Source organism: Desulfocurvus vexinensis DSM 17965, from assembly GCF_000519125.1.
GTDB classification, from domain to species: domain Bacteria; phylum Desulfobacterota; class Desulfovibrionia; order Desulfovibrionales; family Desulfovibrionaceae; genus Desulfocurvus; species Desulfocurvus vexinensis.
On record NZ_JAEX01000010.1, the window covers coordinates 38,080 to 58,216 of the forward strand.

General features: G+C 68.7%; 13 protein-coding genes. 7 read left to right on the forward strand and 6 right to left on the reverse strand.

Annotation, left to right across the window (positions count from 1 at the left end):
* Positions 1-12: 12 nt before the first annotated feature.
* From tcmP to hflX, 3 genes are read left to right on the forward strand one after another with little or no spacing between them, the layout of a single operon-like run.
* Positions 13-1,092, forward strand: coding sequence for a three-Cys-motif partner protein TcmP (tcmP, locus tag G495_RS21040; RefSeq protein WP_169734371.1), 1,080 nt, complete (start codon positions 13-15; stop codon positions 1,090-1,092).
* Positions 1,092-1,823 (forward strand): DUF5131 family protein, encoded by a 732-nt coding sequence (locus tag G495_RS21045; protein ID WP_084458061.1) that lies wholly within the window; start codon positions 1,092-1,094, stop codon positions 1,821-1,823. Before tcmP ends, G495_RS21045 begins: the two co-directional genes overlap by 1 nt.
* Positions 1,780-3,522 (forward strand): GTPase HflX, encoded by a 1,743-nt coding sequence (gene hflX, locus G495_RS18410; RefSeq protein WP_084458063.1) that lies wholly within the window; start codon positions 1,780-1,782, stop codon positions 3,520-3,522. Before G495_RS21045 ends, hflX begins: the two co-directional genes overlap by 44 nt.
* Positions 3,523-3,751: 229 nt before the next feature.
* Here the strand turns inward: hflX and G495_RS0108780 are convergent, their stop codons facing one another.
* Positions 3,752-6,163: a Lon protease family protein gene (locus G495_RS0108780; protein ID WP_028587502.1), complete on the reverse strand. Its 2,412-nt coding sequence runs from the start codon at positions 6,161-6,163 to the stop codon at positions 3,752-3,754.
* 193 nt (positions 6,164-6,356) lie between these two features.
* Here G495_RS0108780 and G495_RS0108785 point away from each other — a divergent pair, with 193 nt between their 5' ends.
* Complete coding sequence (locus G495_RS0108785; protein WP_028587503.1) at positions 6,357-8,813, forward strand: glycosyltransferase; 2,457 nt, start codon at positions 6,357-6,359, stop codon at positions 8,811-8,813.
* A 142-nt stretch (positions 8,814-8,955) separates the two neighbouring features.
* Positions 8,956-10,788: a bifunctional lysophospholipid acyltransferase family protein/GNAT family N-acetyltransferase gene (locus G495_RS0108790; RefSeq protein WP_028587504.1), complete on the forward strand. Its 1,833-nt coding sequence runs from the start codon at positions 8,956-8,958 to the stop codon at positions 10,786-10,788.
* Positions 10,789-10,935: 147 nt separating this feature from the next.
* Here G495_RS0108790 and G495_RS0108795 read toward each other — a convergent pair whose 3' ends face one another.
* The 5 genes from G495_RS0108795 to G495_RS0108815 form a co-directional block, all read right to left on the reverse strand.
* Positions 10,936-12,096, reverse strand: coding sequence for an HD domain-containing phosphohydrolase (locus G495_RS0108795; protein ID WP_028587505.1), 1,161 nt, complete (start codon positions 12,094-12,096; stop codon positions 10,936-10,938).
* Positions 12,097-12,116: 20 nt separating this feature from the next.
* Entirely contained in the window at positions 12,117-13,739 is a 1,623-nt protein-coding gene (locus G495_RS0108800) for a flagellar assembly protein A (protein WP_028587506.1), read from the reverse strand.
* A gap of 102 nt (positions 13,740-13,841) precedes the next feature.
* A complete protein-coding gene (locus tag G495_RS0108805; RefSeq protein ID WP_028587507.1) occupies positions 13,842-15,206 on the reverse strand; it encodes a sigma-54-dependent transcriptional regulator in 1,365 nt (454 codons plus the stop codon).
* On the reverse strand, positions 15,196-16,653 hold the full coding sequence (locus G495_RS0108810; protein WP_028587508.1) for an ATP-binding protein: 1,458 nt from the start codon (positions 16,651-16,653) through the stop codon (positions 15,196-15,198). The genes G495_RS0108805 and G495_RS0108810 overlap by 11 nt, the downstream gene beginning before the upstream one ends.
* A 24-nt stretch (positions 16,654-16,677) precedes the next feature.
* On the reverse strand, positions 16,678-17,850 hold the full coding sequence (locus tag G495_RS0108815; RefSeq protein WP_028587509.1) for a pyridoxal phosphate-dependent aminotransferase: 1,173 nt from the start codon (positions 17,848-17,850) through the stop codon (positions 16,678-16,680).
* 199 nt (positions 17,851-18,049) lie between these two features.
* Between G495_RS0108815 and G495_RS18415 the strand changes: the two genes are divergently transcribed.
* Positions 18,050-19,222 carry a sensor histidine kinase gene (locus G495_RS18415; RefSeq protein WP_051445217.1) on the forward strand — a complete coding sequence of 391 codons (1,173 nt, stop codon included), beginning with the start codon at positions 18,050-18,052 and terminating at the stop codon, positions 19,220-19,222.
* Positions 19,219-19,929, forward strand: coding sequence for a DNA/RNA nuclease SfsA (sfsA, locus tag G495_RS0108825; RefSeq protein ID WP_156939649.1), 711 nt, complete (start codon positions 19,219-19,221; stop codon positions 19,927-19,929). Before G495_RS18415 ends, sfsA begins: the two co-directional genes overlap by 4 nt.
* Positions 19,930-20,137 lie beyond the last annotated feature (208 nt).

The window sequence follows — 20,137 nt, forward strand, 5'->3', positions numbered from 1 at the left end:
AGGACTCAAGAAATGCCCAAAACAGACCACCATGAGAAACCCTTTGACCATGCGACGCTTACCAAGCTACTCCTTTTCCAGGAATACTTGACCTCTTGGCTCCCCGTCTTCCTCAACCTGCAAGGCATTGATAATATTAATATATTTGATTTTTTCTGTGGACCAGGGACGGACCTAAATGGCCTCCCGGGAAGCCCGCTGAGGGCAATTCATGTCATCAACCAGTACTCACCCAAGATCAAACCCGGCACACAAATAGCGCTCTTCTTTTGCGACCAGGACGCCGAAAAAATCGCAGCGCTTGACTGCAAGTTATCCAACATAACTCGCCCGCGCAACCTCACTATAGATACACGCCAATGCAATTTTGAATTGTCATTTCAGCAGCTTTACGAAAAGATGCGCGCAAAAGGTGCTGCGAATTTCATTTTCCTTGATCCAACAGGGTGGGCGCTCACTCCGGAAACATTCAAAATGATCACTGATCTTGAAAGAACAGACTTCCTCCTCTTTACTCCTTCTCAATTTGCTGGAAGGTTTGGTGAAGAAGGATTTAGAAAATATCTTCCTGGGTTTGACAAAACAAACATAAAAGACACACTTGATATTCATAGGGCAATATGCGCATACTACAGGCAAAAATTCATCCCACAAAATAAAAAATACTATCTTGCACCTTTTTCCATAAAGAAAAACAAGAATGTATACGGGCTAATTTTTGGCAGCAAAAGCATAACGGGGCTCCACAAATTCCTAGAAAGCTGCTGGAAAATAAATCCAGAAAATGGAGAATCAAATTTTGAGTTCCGAGGGGATATCCCGAGCACTGGACAAGGCCTTCTGATCGAATCCCTTGGCACTCCGAAACGGTCCCGTGACTTTGAAGACTATGTGCGGAAAATAGTCCTCTCAAGAAAAGTAAAAACGAACAAGGAACTTCTAATTGAATCGCTTTTGAAAGGTTTCTTGGGCCGTCACGCCAAAGCCGTCTTATATGAACTGAAAAGAGAAAATAAAATTTTGCGTGTCCCCTCTATGTCTTTCAAATCAATATACAGTGATGGAACATTGGAAGCTCTCGAGGTGGTTTAATGGCGATATCAAAAATCGAATGGACCGATGCAACATGGAATCCCCTGACAGGGTGCACAAAAATAAGCCCGGGCTGCATGAACTGCTATGCGGAGAGAATGGCCAAACGCCTCCAAGCAATGGGATCAAAGCAATACAAAAATGGTTTTAACCTCACAATACATGAAGACGCTCTCTCTCTTCCATTTAAATGGAAAAAACCGAAGACCGTATTTGTCAACTCGATGAGTGACCTGTTTCATGAATCTGTTCCCTTTCAGTTTATAGAAAAAGTTTTTGGAGTAATGCACCTGGCAAAACACCACACCTTCCAGCTGTTGACGAAGAGGTCGTCCAGACTCGCTGAGGTATCAACTAACTTGAGATGGACGAAGAACATATGGATGGGCGTCAGCATTGAAAACGATGACTATGTATACAGAGCCGACAATTTAAGGCAGACAGGTGCAGCTGTTAAATTTCTCTCCCTTGAACCGCTGATTGGGCCCATATATAATCTGGACTTGTCCGGCATAGACTGGGTTATTGTCGGAGGGGAGTCGGGCCCTTCTGCAAGACCGATGAAGGAGCGCTGGGTCACAGAAATCAGAGATTTATGCATAAATTCAAATGTTTCTTTCTTCTTCAAGCAATGGGGAGGCGTAAACAAAAAGAAAACCGGAAGAGAGCTCAACGGTCGCATTTGGGATGAAATGCCCACGAATTCAATCTCCGCACCTTTCGCAATATAGCCATGGAGACACCGCCATCTCCCAGAAAGTCCAAGGCAACACCCAGGGCCTGAAGCCCAGCCAGATCAAGAGCCTGTCGCGCCTGGCCGACCGGCGCTATCCCGCCGTGGGCGGCATGAGCGCCGACCAGGCCCGCGAACTGGCCATGCTCAGCGCCGCCACGGGCCGCCAGATCGGCCTGCTGGTGGACCGCCAGGGGCGGCCCGAGATGGTCCTGGTGGGCGACGCCCAGGGCATCTACATCCCCGAGCTGCCCCGGGCGCGGCGCTTCGCCGGGCGCCTGCGCGGGCTGCGCCTGATGCACACCCACCTGGGCGACGAGCCCCTGTCGCAGGAAGACCTCATGGACATGGTCTTTCTGCGCCTGGACGGCGTGCTGGCCCTGAACGTGGACCCCTTCGGCGGGCCCGGCAACGTGACCTACGCCCACCTCAACCCGCCCGGGCCCGGGGCCAAGCCCTACACGGTCCACGGCCCGGTGCCCTTCCACCGTCTGGACGTGGACTTCGTGGCCCAGGTGGAAGCCATCGAGGACGAGCTGGCCCGCGAGGGCGGCGCCCTGTCCGCCGACGGCACGGCTGCGGGCGACGACGCCCGGGCCATCCTGGTCTCCGTATCCACCGAGCCCCGGGCGGTGCAGGAAGTCCACCTCCAGGAGCTGACCGCCCTGGCCGCCACCGCCGGGCTGGCCACGGTGGGCACCGTGGTCCAGCGCGCGCGCGAGGCCAACCCCAGGACCATCATGGGCAAGGGCAAGCTGGCGGACCTGGAAGTCCTGGCCCTGCAGGCCAACGCGGGGCTCATCGTCTTCGACCAGGAGCTGACCCCGGCCCAGATGCGCAACCTGGCCGAGATCACCGAGCGCAAGATCCTGGACCGCACCCAGCTCATCCTGGACATCTTCGCCCAGCACGCCGCCACGCGCTCGGGCCGCCTGCAGGTGGAAATGGCCCAGCTCCAGTACACCCTGCCCCGGCTCACGGGCAAAAACCGGGCCCTGTCGCGGCTCATGGGCGGCATCGGCGGGCGCGGCCCCGGCGAAACCAAGCTGGAGATCGACCGCCGCCGGGTGCGCGAGCGCATCACGCGCATCAAGAAGGACCTGGCCGACCTGCGCCGCCGCCGGGGCGCCACCCGCGCCCGCCGCGCCCAGGCCGGGCTGCCCGTGGTGGCCCTGGTGGGCTACACCAACGCGGGCAAGTCCACCCTGCTCAACACCCTGACCCGCTCCGACGTGCTGGCCCAGGACAAGCTCTTCGCCACCCTGGACCCCACCTCCCGGCGCCTGCGCTTTCCCCAGGACCACGAGCTGATCCTCACCGACACCGTGGGCTTCATCCGCCACCTGCCCGCCGAGCTGCGCGAGGCCTTCCGGGCGACCCTGGAGGAGCTGGAATCCGCCGACCTGCTCATCCACGTGGCCGACGCAGCCCACCCCGAGCTGGACGCGCACATCCGCGCCGTGGAGGACATCCTGCGCGAGATGGACCTGCACGAGGTGCCGCGCCTGCTGGCGCTGAACAAATGGGAAACCCTGGACCCCGAACAGGCCCAGGCCCTGCAAAACGCCCATCCCCTGGGCATCCCCGTCACCGCGCGCGAGCGCGCCAGCCTGCGGCCCCTGGTGGAGGCCATCGTGGCCCGAGCCTTCCCGGGCTGGAGCGACGTGACCTGCGACCCCGACGGCCTGCCCGAGTAGCCCGCCCCGTGCCCGCCCGCCAGGGCCGGACTGCTTATCAGCCATTGCCAGTGCTTGTTCCCGGGATTTTTGCCCTCGCCCCGGCCCGGAACCCCACTGCCTGTCAGGCCTTGCCCTGCCTTGCTTGCCGCCCGGCCTTTGAAAACACAACGCCGCCGGAGCCGCGCACGTCCCTGCGCAGCCCCGGCGGCTTGTTTTCCTGGCCGCAGCCCTTGCCCTGTCTGGGCTGCTAGTCTTTGCCGAAGGCTTTGGCCAGCCGGGCCAGCTCGGCCAGGCGCTCGTCCACCCGGCGGTAGAGGCTGCCCTCGGGGAAGGCCCCGCCCCGGGTGCGGCGCCCGGCGGGCAGCCCCGTGAGCAGCTCCATGGCCTGCTCGATGCTCGTCACCGGATGGATGTGGAAGCGGCCCTGCTCCACGGCCTGGGCCACCTCGTCGCACAGCATGAGGTGGGTCACGTTGTCGCGGGGGATGACCACGCCCTGGCTCCCGGTCAGCCCGCGCTGGGAGCAAACCTTGAAGAAGCCCTCGATCTTGGGCGTGACCCCGCCCACGGCCATGATCTCGCCCGACTGGCTCACGGCGCCGGTAAAGGCCAGGGAGAGGTCGATGGGCACCCCGCCCAGGGCCGAGAGCAGCGCCGCCAGCTCCGCACCCGAGGCCGAATCGCCCTCGATGCCCGCGTAGGACTGCTCGAAGCACAGGCTGCCCGTGAGCACCAGCGGCTTGTCCTGGGCGAAGAGCCCCAGCAGGTAGCTCTTGAGGATCATCATCGCCTTGGTGTGGATGGGCCCGCCCAGCTCGGCCTCGCGCTCCAGGTCGATGATCCCGCCGTGGCCCACGCCCACGGTGCAGGCGATCTGGTGCGGCAGGCCGAACTCGTGGTCGCCGTACATGGTCACGGACAGGCCGTTGGCCCGGCCCACGGCGGCGCCCGAGGTGGAGACCTTGATCAGCTCGCGGTCGTAGTCGGCCAGGAACTCCTCCTCGTAGAGGTTGGCGCGGAACTTGCGGTTGGCCAGGGCCGCAGCGATGTCGCCGCCCTCCACGCGCCTTCTGCGCGCCCGGCGGGCCAGGGCCGCCGCCTCGATCATCACCTCGCGGGCCGTGGGCAGTTGCAGGGAGAGCTTCTGCTGGTCCTCGGCCATGTGCGAGGCGTGGTCGATCATCGCCGCCAGGGCCGTGCGGTCGAAGGGCGGCAGGCGCGTCTCGTCGATGATCCGCGCCAGGCTGTGCAGGTAGTGGCGCACGGACGACGGGTCGCGCGGCACGGTGTCCTGCATGTGGGCCTTGAGCTTGAAGAGCTTGGGGAAGCGGTCGTCCATGGCCAGCAGGGCCTCGTAGGCCTCGTCGGTGCCGACCAGGATCACGCGCACCTCCAGGGGCACGGGCTCGGGCTGGATGGTCTTGGCCCGGGCGTGGTCCTCGGTGCCGCCGTGGTCCTCGATGCGCGATTTGCCCGAGCGCAGGGCGCGCAGCAGGCCCTCCCAGGCGTCGGGGTTCTGGGAGAGGTCCTCAATGCGCAGCACCAGGAAGCCGCCGTTGGCGCGGTGCAGCGCCCCGGCCTTGACGAGGGTGAAGTCGGTGTACAGGGCGCCCATCTCGGCCTCGCGCTCGATGGAGCCCAGCAGGTTGGCCGGGGTGGGGTGGTCCTCGAAGACGATGGGCGCGCCCTTGGTGGCGCAGTTGTCCACGAAGCGGTTCACGTCGTAGCGGGTGAAGAAGTCCTCGGCGGCGGCGGCCTCCAGCCCGGCCAGGGGCCCGCTGGCGGACGGGGCCGCGGCGTCCTGGGGCAGGAACTGGTCCATGCTGTCGAGCACGTCGTCCCAGATGGCCTTGAGGTGCGCGGCCAGGTCCTTGTTGCGCGCGTGCTTCCGGCGCAGGGGGCGCAGGTGGCGCTCCAAGGCGTCCTTGACCACGGCGCGCTCCAGGGTGCGCTGGTCCTGGCGGAAGTCGCTCTCCTCCTTGCCGATGCGCCGCAGCGAACGGCCCATCTCGCTCATGATGGCGTCGCCGCGCTTCTTCAGGGTCTTGCGCAGTTCGGGGTCCAGGCGGTCGTAGTCCTGCTCGGAGACGACCTTGCCCTCCACCAGCGGATACAGGGTCATGCCGCCCTGGTCGTCCACGTCCAGGTCGAAACCCTCGCTGGCGGCGATCTTCTCCATCTCGCGCAGCAGGGCTTCGCGCCGGTCCTGGAAGCTGCGCACCAGGGTCTCGCGCTTGTTGATGAAGGCGTCCTTTTCCAGGGCCTCGGGAATTTCCTTGCGCAGGGCCGCCAGGGCCTTGGCCAGCTCCTTCTTCAGGGCCTTGCCGCCCCCGGCGGGCATGCGCAGCAGCCGGGGCCGGTCGGGATCCAGGAAGTTGTGGACATAGAGCAGGTCGCCGGGCTCGGGCATCTTGGCCGCGCGCGGGCGCAGGAAGTCCATGGCCAGATAGGTGCGGCCCAGGTTGGCCTCGCCGGCCACGAAGACGTTGAAGCCCGGGTCGTCCACGGTCAGGCCCATTTCCAGGGCTTGCAGGGCCCGGGGCTGGGGCGGGCGGGCCTTGCTGGACAGCGGAATCTTCGTGCTGTCGGCGTAGGGGATGCGCTCGGGCGGGAACCGGGTCCGCAAGCGGGACGCGGACAGGGGCTTGGCTTTGGGCATGGATGGTCCTTGTTGGGGGGTGTCGAGCCCTTCTTGTACTGCCTCGGGCCGCGCTTGTCACCACCGGCGGGCGGGCCCGGCCCGGCGCACAGTCGCCACGCGCCCGTCACACGGCGGCCACGGGACGGGCGTATCCCCTTGGCCAACGCGCCCGCCCGCCGGGGCGCGAACCCCCGTCCGGAGGACCCCCGCCATGGACAGGCCGTCCCTGCGTGCCGACCTGCACGTCCACTCCAAGCACTCCAAGCGGCCCTCGGAGTGGATCCTCCAGAAAATCGGCACCGCCGAAAGCTACACCGAGCCCCTGCGGCTGTACGAGACCGCCCGCCGCCGGGGCATGGACCTGGTGACCATCACCGACCACAACACCCTGGCCGGCAGCCTGGACATCGCCCACCTGCCCCACACCTTCGTCAGCGAAGAGATCACCACCTACCTGCCCGACAACGGCTGCAAGCTGCACGTGCTGGCCTGGGACCTCACCGAGGCCCAGCACGACGACATCACCCGCGTGCGCGACAACGTGTACGAGCTGGTGGACTACCTGCTGGCCCAGGCCGTGCCCCACGCCCTGGCCCACCCCATGTTCGACATGAACCTGCGCCTGACGCCGGACAGCTTCGAGAAGCTGCTTTTGCTGTTTCGCAACTTCGAGCTCAACGGCTCGCGCGACCAGTCGCAAAACGAGGTGCTGCGCGCCATCCTGGCCGGGCTGACCCCGGACGACATGGACTACCTGGCCGAGCGCCACGGCCTGGCCCCGCGCATGGCCGAGCCCTGGCGCAAGAACCTGACCAGCGGCAGCGACGACCACTCCGGGCTGAACATCGCCCGCAGCCACACCCTGGTCCTGGGCGTGGACGACCCCGCCGACCCGGCGGCCTTCCTGGCGGGGCTGGAGGCCGGGGCGGCCCGGCCCGTGCAGATTGCGGCCACCCCGGCGACCATGGCCCACAACCTCTATTCCATCGCCTACCAATTCTACAAGGACCGCCTGGGCCTGGCGCGCTTCCTCTCGCGCGACCTGGTGCTGCGCCATGTGGACCAGGCCCTGACCCTGACCCCGCCCGGGCCCGGCAACGGGCTGGTGGCGCGGCTGCATAACCTGGTGGGCGGGCTGCGCGCGGCCTCGCTGCGCAAGTCGCGGCCCACGGCCCTGCCCAGCGTGGTCCAAAAGGAGGCCCTGGCGCTGATCAGCAACAACCCGACCCTGGTGGCCGGGCTGCAAGGCAGCCAGGACGAGCCCTGGAAGGCGGAAAAGGGCTGGTTCGAATTCGTGGACCGCGCCTCGGAAAAGGTGCTCACGCACTTCGCGGACACCATCCTGCGCAGCGTGGCCGACGGCAACCTCTTCGACGTGTTCAAGGCCATCGGCTCGGCGGGCTCGTCGTACATCCTGCTGGCGCCCTACGCCGTGGCCTACTCGCTGTTCACCAAGGACCGCCGCTTCTGCCGCACGGTGCAGGGGCGCTTCGCGGCGCGCAAGGGCCGCCCGGCCCCGCCCGCGCGCCTGGCCGTGGCCCATTTCACCGACTCCTTCGGCGAGCTCAACGGCACCTCGGCCAGCCTGGCCCGCCAGCTCGACTCCGCCCGGGCCCACGGCAAGGACCTGACCGTGGTCACCTGCGCCCCGCAGGCCGAGGGCGCGCAGGCCCCCGGGGTGCGCGCCTTCGCGCCCATCGGCGCCTTCGAGCTGCCCGAGTACCCGGGCCTGGTGCTCAACTACCCGCCGCTGCTCAAGATGCTCGACTGGTGCTACGAGCGCGGGATCACGCACATCCACGCCGCCACCCCCGGGCCCGTGGGCCTGGCCGGGCTGGCCGTGGCGCGCATCCTGGGTCTGCCGCTGCACGCCACCTACCACACCGACTTCCCGGCCTACGCGGGCGCCCTCACGGGCGATGCGGCCATGGAGGAAGGCGCCTGGCGCTACCTGTCGTGGTTCATGGGCCAGTGCGACATGGTGGACGCGCCCTCGGCTCCGGTGGCCGCCGGGCTGGCCGCCCACGGCGTGCCTGCGGCCCGGGTGCGCGTGGCGCCCCGGGGGGTGGACGTGGCCCTGTTCCGCCCCGAACGGCGCAACGGCTTTCTGCGCAAGGGCTTCGGCGTGGCCGACGAGGCCGTGAAGCTGCTCTTCGTGGGCCGCGTGAGCCGCGAGAAGAACCTGCCCATGCTGGCCGGGATCTTCCGCCAGCTGTGCGCCCAGCGCCCGGGGGCGCATCTGGTGGTGGTGGGCGGCGGACCGTACCTGGAGGAGATGCGCGCCGAGCTGGCGGGCTACCCCGCCACCTTCACCGGCCCGCTGTACGGGCAGGACCTGGCCGCGGCCTACGCCTCGTCCGACGTGTTCGTGTTCCCCTCGGTGCGCGACACCTGCGGCAACGCCGTGCTGGAGGCCCTGGCCTCGGGGCTGCCGGTGGTGGTCACCGACCAGGGCGGCCCCCAGGAGCACGTGCAGCCCGGGCGCACCGGGCTGGTGGTGCCTGGCGGCGACCCGCGCCACTTCCTGCGCGCCCTGGCCACCCTGCTGGACGACCCCGCGCGCCTGCCCGCCATGCGCCTGGCCGCGCGCGACTCCGTGCGCCACCGCTCCCTGGACAAGGCCTTCCTGGCCCAGTGGGCGGCCTACCGCGAAACCGCCCTGTCCTGAAGCCCCCGGCCGCAGCCTGCGGCGCACCCGTCGCCAAAATGCAACCGCGCCGCCGCCCGGCGGACACGCGCCCCGGGTAGGGTATTCCAACCCTTTTCCGGCGCGGCCCATCCGCGCCGCGCAGCCCGCACCCGGAGGTCGCATGCAGCACGCACAGGCCCAGCCCCCCTTCGTCCTGGATCTGCCCCTGAACCGGCCCCTGCGGGCCATGGTCGGCAAACCCCTGGAAAAAATGCTCTGCCTGCCGACCCTCAACTCGCTGTACGCGCGTATCGGCGGACGCGAGGCCGAGGGCTTCCCCGGGCGCGTGCTGGACCTGCTCGGCGTCGCCGTGGACGCGCCCGAGGCCGATCTGGCGCGCATCCCGGCCACGGGCCCGGCGGTGGTGGTGGCCAACCATCCCTTCGGGGCCATCGAGGGCGTGGTGCTGCTCCAGGCGCTGCTGCGCGTGCGCCCCGACGTGAAGATCATGGCCAATTCGCTGCTGGCCCTGGTGCCCGAGCTGCGCGGGCACCTGATTACCGTGGACCCCTTCGGCTCGCGCGACGCCGCGCGGCGCAACATCGCCCCGCTCAAGGAGGCCATCCGCTGGGCGCGCGGCGGCGGGCTGCTGGCCGTGTTCCCGGCGGGCGAGGTCTCCTCGCTGCAACTGCGCAAGCGCGCCGTGACCGACCCCGACTGGAGCCCCACCGTGGGCCGCATCATCCGCATTTCCGGCGCCCCGGCGGTGCCCGTGTACTTCGACGGGGCCAACGGCCCGCTGTTCCACCTCATGGGCCTGATCCACCCGCGCCTGCGCACGGTCATGCTGCCGCGCGAGCTGCTCAACAAACGCAGCCGCACCGTGCGCCTGGGCGTGGGCCGCCCGGTGCCCGCCCAGAAGATCGCCCGCTTCGCCTCCGACGAGCAGTTGACCCAGTACCTGCGCCTGCGCACCTATGTGCTCGGCCAGCGCTGCCGCCGCGACCAGGGCCCGGCGGGCGTCCTGCGCGCCCTGGCCCCGCGCCCGGCGGCCCCCAGGGCCCTGCCCGCCCCGGCCATGACGCCCGTGGCCCCGCCCTGCGACCGCGCGGCCCTGGCCCGCGAGATCGCCGCCCAGCCCGCGCCCAATGTGCTGCTGGAGCAGGGCGACTACGTCATCGTCTGCGCCCAGGGCCGCTACCTGCCCACGGTGCTGCCCGAGCTGGGCCGCCTGCGCGAAATCGCCTTCCGCGAGGTGGGCGAGGGCACGGGCCGCGCCCGCGACATCGACCGCTACGACGACTACTACCACCACCTCGTGCTCTGGAACCGCGCCGCCCAGGAGATCGTCGGCGCCTACCGCCTGGGCCGGGCCGATATCATCGCCGGGGGCTACGGGCCCGCCGGGCTGTACACCCACGCCCTGTTCGACTACGACCAGCGCTTCCTGGAGCGCATCAGCCCCGCCCTGGAACTGGGCCGGGCCTTCGTCACCGCCGAGTACCGCAAGAGCTACAACCCGCTGCTGCTGCTGTGGAAGGGCATCGCCGCGTTCGTCAGCCGCGAGCGGCGCTACCGGCTGCTCTTCGGGCCGGTGTCCATCTCCAATGACTACCACCCCTGCTCCAAGCTGCTGATGATGCGCTTTCTGCGCGCCAACCACGCCCCCGAGGGCGGGCTGCACAAGCTCATCCGGCCCCGGACGCCCCCGCGCCTGCGCGCCCGGCGCCCCGGCGGCCTGGGCTTTGCGACCATCAACACCGTCTGCCCCGACATCGAGGACCTGGCCTCGGCCATCAGCGACATCGAGGCCGACGGCAAGGGCATCCCCGTGCTGCTGCGCCAGTACCTGAAGCTCGGCGGCACGGTGCTGACCTTCAACCGCGACCCCGACTTCGGCGACGCCATCGACGGGCTGATGCTCGTGGACCTGGCACGCACTCCGGCCAAGACCCTGGAACGCTTCATGGGCCGTGACGAGGCGGCCATGTTCCTGGCAGCCCACGGCCAGTAAGGGCTGATAAGCATTTTGCACGCGCAAGGGCCCGGCCTCCCCTGGGAGGCCGGGCCCTGGTGCGTCCGCGCGCAGGCGCGCGCAGCATGATGAAAAACAACCGGGGCGCCAGGCCTTGCGTGCCCGCGCACAGGACGCGTGGGCCCCTCAGTTGCGCCGCACGCTCCCCTTGGCCCCGCCCCGGGGGCCGCCCTTGGCCGCAGGCGGCGCCAGCACCAGCAGCGGCTCGCGCAGGCCCAGGGCCTCGGGGAAGGCCGTGAGCCGCGCCAGGGAGGCGGCGCTGATCCGCTGGCCGCGCAGCAGCAGCTTGACGCCCCCCGCGTTGACCAGATCCTCGGCCATGACCATGCCCTCGCGCAGTTCGGCCAGCCCGACCTTGCGCACCGGCACGGGCTCGGGCTTGTAGACCACGCGCAGCATGGCCTCCACCACAGCCTGGTCGTAGGCCTTGGCCTTGCCGCGCATGGATTCCAGGACCTTCACGGGATCGACCCCCCGGGCCTCCATGCGGTCCAGATCCAGGGCGATCCGCAGGATGCGCGCCTCCAGGGGCTGGGCGTCGTGCAGGGGCGCGTTCTGGTAGCGGATGATGCGCGCCACGGGCACGAGCTGGTCCACGTTGACCAGCAGGTTGGCCGCGATGCTGGGGTGCATGCCGAAGATCTGCTGCTCCTCGGGGCTCAGGGGCTGGCCCTGGTTCATCTTGGCCACGATCTCCCCGGGCAGGGCCACGCAGCCGATGTGCGACAGGGTCACGGCCAGCTCCAGGCGCGACAGGGGCTGCACGCCCAGGGCCCGGCCCGTGGCCAGCACCCGCTCGCGGATGCGCCGGGAGTAGCTCAGGGCCTCGGGGTTGACCAGCTCCAGGATGTCCACCAGGATCTTGACCCCGCCCAGCAGGCGCAGCCGGGTGGCCTTGCGCTCGCGCACGTCGGCGGCGTGGGCGCGCAGGGCGTCGCCCAGCAGGGGCAAAAGCTCCGCCGGGGGGCAGGGCTTGGCCAGATAGCGCCAGACCCGGCCCCGGTTGACGGCGGCCACGGCGTCGGCCTGGGCCGTGCTGGCCGTAAGCACCACGCGGATGGTGCTGGGGGCGTGCTGCTGCAGCTCTTCCAGCAGGGCGAAGGCGTCGGCGCCGCCAAGGCCCAGCTCGACCACCACCACCCCCACGCCGTGCTTGCCCTGCAGCAGGCCGCGCGCCTGGGCGTAGTCCGGGCAATGGGCCAGGCGCACCCCGGCGGGCAGGCCAGGGGTCAGGGCGGCCAGGGCGGTCGCGTCGCGGTCGATGAACAGGATGGTCGTTTCGCTCATGGCACCCGTTTCCCCGGTCTCTACTCCATGACGATCGTGCGCGTATCGAGGTCGCGGCGGAAGCGCGCGGCCTCCAGGTCGGTGGTCACGGACAGGCGCTTGCCCATGATGATCACCTCCACGCCGCTGAAGACCCGCCGCAGGGCCCGCACATGCAGCGCGGCCAGCCGCTCACGCAGGACCTGGCGCTGCTCGAGGATGCGCACGTCCAGGGCGCGGACCTCGCCCTGAAGCTTGCCCCGCGCCTTGATCAGCTCGGCCAGGATGCGCCGGTCCTCCTCCGGGGCGGCCATGAGGGTGGCGATGGCGTCCTCGTCGCCCAGGGCGGCGTCCATGCGCTCCAGCTCCTCGGTCAGCCCGCCGCGCTGTTCGATAAGCTCCTTCTCCTCGCTGTTGGAGGGCCGGATTTCCACGATGGTCGCGCTGCGGGCCTCGTTGCCCAGGGTCTGGGCCACGATGTTGCCGCCGCTGACGACATGCCCGCCGCGGATCATGCCCCGGGGGCCGAGCACGGTCACGTCGCCCCCGGCAGTGATCTGGCAGTGCGAGATCTCCAGCTGCGCGACCACGTCGCCCCCGGCCTCGACGATGGCGTTCTGGAAAAACTTGGCGGCCACGTTGCCCTCCGCCCGGATGCGGTTGCGCCCGTTCATGAGCACTCCGCCGGAGACCACCAGCCCGCCCGCCGTGATGTCGGCCTCCTCGATGAGCCCGTCCACGATGACGTCGCCCTGGGCCTCGACGGTGCAGCCGCTGCGCACGGCGCCCTTGACGTGCACCCCGCCGTGCTGGGCGCGGATATTGCCCGTGCCCAGGTCCACGTCGCCGTTGATCTCCAGCAGCTCGGAGACTTCCAGGGTGTTGTTGCGGAAGTGGAACACGCCCTTGGCCGCGGCGCTGAACACAGTCACGCCCTCGGGGCCCGGGGCGGCGACCACGTTCTTGCCGATGCGCACCTTGGCCTCTTTGGGCTCGCGCGGGGTCACGGTCTCGCCGAAGATGTCGAAGCCCGGGGTGCCGGGCAGAGGCGGATGCAGCTCGGCCAGCGGGTCACCCGGGCTCACGAAGTGCAAGCCGCCGCGCTCGCGGTAGTCCATGGACCCGTCCTCGCGCAGGGTGCCGACGCGCTGCTCCTCGCGCAGCAGCAGGTCCAGGTGGCCGTCGATGCCCGGCTCGGGAAACAGCCCGCGCAAAAGGGCCACGAACACGTAGCTCCCCGTGCGGCGGGCCTGCTCCAGGGCCTCGGCCAGGGGCTGCGGGTCCAGCTCCAGCCCGGCCAGGGCCTTGGGCATGCCCTCCATCAGCCGTTCCACGCTGATCTCCTGGCCCATGCAGTCCAGCTGATCCACCTCCAGGGTCAGGAGCATCCGGTCTTCGGAGATGTTCCAGGTGGGGGCCAGGTAGACCCCGTCTTCGGCCAGGTAGGCCTTGCCCCAGACCCGGGCGCGCAGTTCGCGGGTGGCGGGGTCGAACTCGCAGCCCTCGTGGCGGGTGGACACGGGCGGATAGGCCATCTCGGCCAGGCCTTCGGCGGCGCGCAGGTCCTCCTCGGAGCCCAGGGTGCCGAAGACCGCGCCAGGGGGGATGGGCCGCGTGAGATCGCAGTCCGTGCGCAGCAGACGTTGCAGCAGGTCGTTGTCCATGGTCTCCGGAACTCGCGGCGTTGCCCCCGGCCCGGCGCCGGGGATATCTGCCAGCCTATCACGCGCCTCCGCCCGAGGCAACGGCCAGGAGCCGCATTCGGGCTACAGGTCGTACTTTTTGAGCTTGTACTGGAGCAGCGACTTGGAGAGGCCCAGGGCCTCGGCGGCCTTGACCTTGACGAAGTCGTTGCGCGCCAGGGCGCGGCGCAACAGGGCGGCCTCGATCTTTTCCAGGGTGTCGGCCAGGTTCAGGCGCGCGGGCAAGAGGTCCACGGCGGACTTGAACTGCGACTCCTCGTCGCGCACCTCGGGGGGCAGGTCGTCCACGCCGATGGTCGTGCCTGCGGCCAGCACGGTGCAGCGCTCGATGACGTTCTGGAGCTGGCGGACGTTGCCGGGCCAGTCGTAGCCGTTCAGGTAGTCCAGGGCCTCGGGGGAGAACCCGGTGATGCGGCTGTGGTTCTCGCGCACGTACTTGTCCAGGAAATGGGCGGCCAGCAGGGGGATGTCCTCGCGGCGCTCGCGCAGGGGCGGCATCTGGATGGCCACCACGTTCAGGCGGTAGAAAAGGTCTTCGCGGAAATCGCCCCGGTCCACGGCGGCGCGCAGGTCCACGTTGGTGGCGGCGACGATGCGGATGTCCACCTCCACCTCCTTGGTGCCGCCCACGCGCTCGAAGCGCCGCTCCTGGAGCACGCGCAGCAGCTTGACCTGGATGTCGGGGCCCAGCTCGCCGATCTCGTCCAAAAACAGCGTGCCCCCGGCGGCCAGCTCGAAGCGGCCCCGGCGGCTGGCCACGGCCCCGGTGAAGGAACCCTTCTCGTGGCCGAACAGCTCGGACTCCAGCACCCCCGGGCTCAGGGCCATGCAGTTCACCGAGACGAAGGGTGCGTCCTTGCGCGGCGAGGCAAAATGGATGGCCCGGGCCACCAGCTCCTTGCCCGTGCCCGACTCGCCCTGGATGAGCACCGTGGAGCGGCTGGGCGCGGCCTTGTCCACCATCTCCAGCACCGTCCGCATGGCCTTGGAGCGCCCGATGATATTGTGCAGGCCGTAGCGTTCCTCCAGGTTCTCGCTCAACAGACGGTACTGGCGGCGCATGCGCGCCATTTCCACGGCCTTGGACAGCGACAGCAGCAACTGCTCGTTGGAGAAGGGCTTGGTGATGTAGTCGAAGGCGCCCAGGCGCATGGCCTCCACGGCGGATTCGATGCTGCCGAAGGCGGTCATGATCAGCACCGGGATGTGCGGATAGTTGGCGTGGACGTGCTCCAGCACGTCCTGCCCCGTGAGCTTGGGCATCTTCATGTCCGTGATGACCACGTCCACCTCGGATTCCTCCAGGTAGGCCAGGCCAAGCTCGGGATCGTGCAGGGCGGTGACGGAGTACCCGGCGTCGGACAGCAGGGCGTCGAGGATGAGCAGGTAGTTGCGCTCGTCGTCCAGGACCAGGATGTTACTCGGCATGGGGCGTCTCCTCGTCGGCGGGGAAGGTGATGGTGACCTGCGCGCCGCCGTCCGGGGCGTTGGCGAAATCGAGCCCGGCCCCGTGGCTGGTCAGGATGTTGGCCACGATGGCCAGGCCCAGCCCGGTGCCGTTGTCCTTGGTGGTGAAGAACGGGTCGGCCAGCCGGGCGACCACCTCCTGGCCGAAGCCCGGGCCCGTGTCGATGAAGCGCAGGCGGGCGCCGCCGCCCTCGGCCCGGCCCTGGATGGTCAGGGTGCCTCCGCCGTCCATGGCCTGCATGGCGTTGACCATGATGTTGTACAGCGCGCGGTAGAGCAGGTCCTTGTCGCCCTTGACGTGCAGGTCCGCAGGATAGTCCTTGGCCAGGGTCACGCTTTTGCCGTTGAACTCGTGCTCCAGGAAGGTGCAGGCCTGGTCCAGCAGCAGGGCCAGGTCCACGTCCTCGCGGCGCGGCTTCTTGGGCCGGGCGTAGTCCAGGAAGTCGTTGACCGTCTGCGACAGGCGGCGGATCTCGTCGAACATGACCTGGAGCAGGGTCACGCGGGGGCTGTCCTCGGCGCGGGCCTTCTTGAGCAGCATCTCGGCGCTGGACTGGATGATGCCCAGGGGGTTGCGGATCTCGTGGGCGATGCCCGCCACCACGCGGCCCATGCTGGCCAGCTTCTCGGCCTGGAGCAGCTCGCGTTCCAGCTTCTGGGTACGCTGCATGCGCTGGCGGTTCATGGTGTCGGCCTTGCGGATGAACAGCAACAGCAGCAGGAACAGGAAGAACGACGAGGTGAAGGAGATGGCGATGATCAGCCACTGGAAGTTGATGGCCGCGCGGTAGTCGTCGGTGATGTCCTGGGAGAACTCCAGGATGCCCATGGGCTGGCCGCTGGGCCCGCCGGGGTACAGGCTGCGCTCGGTCTTCAGGGGATAGACCGTGCGCATGACCACGCTCGCGGGGTCCAGGTCGAAATGGATCATCGCCCGCCAGGGCGAGACGTTGGTGACGATCTCGAAGTTGTGCACCAGAACCTTGGCGGCCTGCTTCACCGCATCGCTGGCCAGGTCCTCGTCGCCGGCCTGCTCCGGGTCCGTGGAGTAGGACACGATGCCGTCCAGGTCGTAGATGCGCAGCTCCATCACATGCTGGCCGTGGATGGTCTCGCTGATGACCTTGTCGAGCTGGTGGTACTGCTCGTCGCGCTGCAGCTCGATGCGCCCGAAGGCCATGAGCGTGGGCACGGTGTAGCGCTGGTAGATCTGGTGGTTCAGGTTCTCGGCCAGCAGCAGGGCGAACTCGCGCTGCTTGGCCAGCAGCGTCTCGCGCGCCGAATTGGCCAGGATCACCGACATCAGGATGCTGGTGGCCATGATCAGCACCAGCGAGCCCCACGAAAGGAACCTGGCCAGCTTGAAGGGGCGGGCGGCGTCCGCAGTGGAGGGTGGTGTCTGATTCATGGGCGGGGGCGGCCTCCCGGGCGCCTAGGGCACGATGACCCCGGCGACCTTGTCCAGGGCCTCGGTCAGAGTCCTGTCGTCCAGGGCGTAGGAAAAACGCACGCAGCGGTCGTCGCCAAAGGCCGCGCCCGGCACGGCGGCCACCCCGGCCTCCTCGAGCAGCACGGTGCACATGGCCGTGGAGTCGGGCATGCGCTCGGTGTACAGCGCGCTCACGTCGGGGAACACGTAGAACGCCCCGTCGGGCCGCGGGCAGACCACCCCGGGCCAGGACGACACGATGCCGTGGGCCAGCTCGCGCCTGCGGGCGAAGGCCTCGCACATGGTGTCCATGAAATCCGTGGGCCCGGTCAGCGCGGCCACGGCGGCCTTCTGGGCGATGGAGCAGATGTTGGAGGTGCTCTGGCCCTGGATCTTGCTCATGGCCTTGACGAGGTCCGGATGGGCCAGGACGAAGCCCACGCGCCAGCCGGTCATGGCAAAGCTCTTGGACAAGCCGTTGACCACGGCCACATGCTCGGGGTGGCGCTCCCAGAAGGGCGCCAGGCTCACGGGCCGGGCCGGGGCGTAGACCAGCCGGTCGTAGATCTCGTCGGAGACGATGAACACGTCGCGGGCCACGGCCCACTCGGCCAGGGCCGTCAGCTCGGCGGCGCTGTAGTGCACGCCCGTGGGGTTGGAGGGCGAGTTGAGCAGCAGCATGCGCGTGCGCGGCGTCCTGGCGGCGTCCAGGTCGGCCGGGGTGATCTTGAAGCCCTGCTCCGCGCCCGAAGGCACCACCACCGGCTCGGCGTCGGCCAGCTGGACCATGGCCGGATAGCTCACCCAGTAGGGCCCGGGAATGAGCACCTGGTCGCCGGGGTTGAGCAGGGCCTGTATGACGTTGTACAGCGCCTGCTTGCCGCCGTTGGTGACCATGGTGGCTTCCATGGCGGCGCTGGTGCCGTAATGGCCGTTGAAATAGCCCGCCACGGCCTCGCGCAGCTCGGGGATGCCCGGCACCTGGGTATAGCGGGTGAAGCCCGCGTCCAGGGCGGCCTTGGCGGCCTCGCGGATGTGCGCGGGGGTACCGAAGTCCGGCTCGCCCACGGAAAGGCTGACGATGCTGCGGCCCTGGGCGCGCAGGTCCATGGCCTTGGCCGAAATGGCCAGGGTTGCCGAGGGCTTCACGTTCTGGAGTTTCTTGGCGATCTGCATGTCCGCTCTCGCAGGGGGTGGGGGGTGGGTGACAGGGCCCGGGGGCGCGGTGCGCCCGCCCGCCGTCCGATGCGTCCCTCTTAGGGTAATTCCCGCCGAAGGTAAATGGCCCGTGCCCGCCGGGGCGCAGGGTGTTGCAGTTCCCGGCGCTTTGCCGTACCGTTTGGGCCCCCCTACCCCAACGCCGGATCCGCCGCCCATGTTCCAGCCAGCATCCCTGCCGCTGTCCCCCATAGCCGAGCGCGCCCCGCGCGACGAGATCCTGCGCCTGCGCGCGCACCTCGAGGCCCACTGCGACCTTGGGCTGCTGGAAACCGTCCCGGCCATGGTCCTGGTGCTCGACGCCAGGCGCCAGGTGGTCCATGCCAGCCGCAGCCTGCTGGGCTACGCCGGGACGCAGGACCAGCCCATGGCCATGGCCGCCGCGCTGGGGCAGCGCCCCGGCGAGCTGTTCAGCTGCGTGCATTCCGTCGAAGCCGCCCACGGCTGCGGCGCGACCCGGGCCTGCGTGCAGTGCGGCGTACTCCGGAGCCTGCGCGACGCGGCCGCAGGCGCTGTGGCCGAGGACGAAGGCCGGATGCTCCTGCGCCGCAAGGGCCGCCTCGCCGCCGTGACCGTCACCGCGCGCGCCGTGGCCATGGACTTCGCGGGCCGGCCCTTCCTGCTGCTCTACCTGCAGGACGTGCGCGACCGGCACGCCAGCGAGATCATGGAAGGCCTGTTCCTGCACGACGCCCTCAACGCCCTCAACGGCATCGTCGGCGCCGCCGGGCTGCTGCACGAGGAGACCGAGGGCGAGCCGCACGAGTTGGCGGGCATGGTCCTGGAGCGCGCCGGACACCTGGAGCACGAAATCCGCGCCTACCGCATGCTGCTCGACGCCGAAAAGTCCGAACTGGAGCTGCACCCCGGGCCCGTGGACCCCGGCGCGGCCTGCGCGGCCCTGGCCCGGCTCTTCGAGGCCCAGGCCCGCCAGCAGGGCGTGATGCTGGCCTGCGCCCCGGGCCCGCAGACCGCGCTGCACACCGACAAACGCATCCTGGTGCGCGTGCTGGAAAACCTCGTCAAGAACGCCGTGGAGGCCTCGCCCCAGGGCGGCACGGTGACCGTCGGCCACACCGCCACGGACCACGGGGTGCGCTTTTTCGTGGCCAACGAGGCCGTGATGCCCGCCGAGGTGCGCGACCAGGTCTTCCAGCGCTTCTTCTCCACCAAGGGCCCCGGGCGCGGCCTGGGCACCTACGGCGTGCGCCTGCTCACGGAGAACTGCCTGCGCGGCGAGGTGGGCTTCACCTCCGAGCCGGGCGCGGGCACGGTGTTCCATGTGGAACTGCCCCGGTCCCTGGGCCCCGGCGGATCGGCGGCGCAGTGAACGCACCGCTGCTGCCCTTCCCTGCGGGCTGCCGGGAGGCGGCCTTCGTGCGCCGGGTCAAGCGCTTCAGCGTCGAGGCCCGGGCGCCAGGGGGCGCCACGCTCTGGACGCACACCAACAACTCCGGGTCCATGCTCGGGCTGCTGCGGCCCGGGGCGCAGGTGCTGCTCTCCCCGGCGCCCGGAGCCGGGCGCAAGCTCAAGTGGACCCTGGAAACCATGGATTTCCACGGCGTGCGCGTGGGCGTGAACACCCTGACCCCCAACCGCCTGCTGCGCGCCGCGCACCTGGCCGGACGCCTGCCCGGCACCCGGGGCTACACGACCTTCCGCCCCGAGGCCGCAGTGGGCGACTCGCGCCTGGACGCGCGCCTGGACGGCCCGGCGGGCACCCTCTACGTGGAAGCCAAGAACGTGACCCTGGTGGAGGACGGCGTGGCGGCCTTTCCCGACGCGCCGACCCTGCGCGGGCAAAAGCACCTGCGCGAGCTGACGGCCCTGGCGGGCCGGGGCGTGCGTGTGGCCCTGTTCTGCCTGGTGCAGCGCGCCGACTGCGCCTGCTTCGGCCCGGCCGACTACGTGGACCCCGACTACGCCGCCCTGTTCTGGCAGGCCGTGGACGCAGGCGTGGAGATCTGGCCGTACCTGGGCCTGGTCACGGCCCGGGGCATCGACCTGGGCCCCCGGCTGCCCCTGGCGCCGCGCTAGGTGTGTGCACGCCCGGGGACGGTGCGCGCTCCTGGGGGCGGATAAGCCTCCGGCGGCTTAAGGGCCGTGGGCCCTTAAGAATCCCATTCGGGGAGGGCGTGGCGGCGCGCCGCCACGCCCTCCCAATGCGGGATGCTCAAGGGGCGTGCCCCTTGATCCGCCGGAGGCAAATCCACCCAGGGGATACGCGCACCGCCCCCAGGCTTCC